The organism is Vibrio sp. Vb0667 (assembly GCF_033391095.1).
The window spans coordinates 1-1,094 of record NZ_JAWPOL010000344.1 but is presented as its reverse complement, the minus strand read 5'-3'; the positions used below and the strand labels follow the sequence as shown (position 1 = coordinate 1,094).

General features: G+C 43.5%; 2 protein-coding genes and 1 pseudogene. All 3 read right to left on the bottom strand.

Annotation, left to right across the window (positions count from 1 at the left end):
* Window positions 1-51 precede the first annotated feature (51 nt).
* Window positions 52-297 (bottom strand): hypothetical protein, encoded by a 246-nt coding sequence (locus tag R8269_RS25780; RefSeq protein WP_005463406.1) that lies wholly within the window; start codon window positions 295-297, stop codon window positions 52-54.
* 153 nt (window positions 298-450) lie between these two features.
* The gene (locus R8269_RS25775) at window positions 451-897 is read right to left on the bottom strand and encodes a DUF3429 domain-containing protein (RefSeq protein ID WP_005477135.1); all 447 of its coding nucleotides are present in this window, start codon (window positions 895-897) and stop codon (window positions 451-453) included.
* A 10-nt stretch (window positions 898-907) separates the two neighbouring features.
* A pseudogene (locus R8269_RS25770) lies at window positions 908-1,094 on the bottom strand (glutathione peroxidase); the annotation flags it as partial.

The window sequence follows — 1,094 nt, the reverse complement described above, 5'->3', positions numbered from 1 at the left end:
TAAAAGAAATGAAAAATGGCGGCCAAGTGGTCGCCATTTTTTTTGAACTCGTTATCTCAGTACGGTTGTACAAGCTTGAGTTGGTACGCTAGTCATGAATATCGCGTGCGGATAAAACAAGCTAGCAACGGTGATAGCGACATTGCACGGTTGTGCGATGGTGTTTTTCACCACATTGGTGAGAACAATGCCCGTGTTGTTTACTGTTTGAGTGGCAGCTTGTTGCGCTTGGTAAGAAACGCAGCCAGAAGTCGCATTGATAATTGCAGTGCTAAATAGTAGTTTGCGGAAAAACATATTCATATCCTTTGTGAATGTTTACGGACATATATATGTAGGTTTGCGCTACTTTAAAACAAAACGGTGTTCAAAATGTATGTGTATTCACGAAATGAACAATGTTTTATATGGGTTGATTGGTTTTGTGATCTGAGTACTGGACAGACCAGATTATGCAATCAAAACCAATCCATGCATCAAAATGACGCCGCAGGTGAGCTTATTCCTCATGCCTTGATAGCCTTTGGGATCAACTTCCAGTTCGACATTCCGTATCAGCTTTTCTGCATACCAAACGGCAGCGTATCCGGTTGCGAGCAACAATATTGCCGCGATGTAATGTGTATTCCCTTGTAACAAGGCACCCCACGCAAGCAAAACAAACAAATTACTGAGAACTAGGATATTACGGCTCAAGCGGTGGTAGTAATGGTCGATACCATTTCCCCAGAGCACTCCCGATAGAAAGCTCAAGATAACGGCGCTGTAGGCAATAAAAAATTGTTGGCCGCTTAGGTTAAATAAGGTGGTGTCAGACACGATAAGCAGCAAGCTGAACAGAAAAGGCACTAAGCCCAAGTACCCAAGGCGTAACATGGTTAAACGTGTCGTGACCATAACTGCACTCCTACAGTTGTTGCTCAATCATATTAGTAAGCGTAGTACTCGTCGGAGAGGTTGAGCTTGGAAATGTGGCGATGACTTTGCCTTCTTTACTGATGAGAAACTTGTAAAAGTTCCACTTCGGAGTCACACCGGCTTGAGTGCTGATTTCAGAAAAGACAGGGTTGGCATCGTTGCCCAATACAGAGCTT